We start from the raw sequence: 237 nt of genomic DNA on the forward strand, positions 1-237 counted from the left end.
GCTTTTGTCCATGAATTACAACGACGCAACATTCCATATTTATTTGTGACGAACAATACAACACGTACTCCTGAGACTGTTCAAACAATGCTAGCGGAACAATTCAATGTTGAAACGCCGATTGAAACGATTTATACAGCGACTTTAGCAACGGTTGACTACTTAAATGATAAAAATCTAGGCAAGAAAGTCTATGTTATCGGTGATGTCGGACTTAAGCAAGCCATTGCAGAAGCT

At 38.8% G+C, this 237-nt stretch carries 1 pseudogene; it reads left to right on the forward strand.

What is annotated here, in order from left to right:
- A pseudogene (locus QP442_RS08580) lies at positions 1-237 on the forward strand (hypothetical protein); the annotation flags it as partial.

Origin of the sequence: Pauljensenia sp. UMB1177, assembly GCF_030217965.1 — a bacterium.
Lineage (GTDB): Bacteria > Actinomycetota > Actinomycetes > Actinomycetales > Actinomycetaceae > Pauljensenia > Pauljensenia turicensis_A.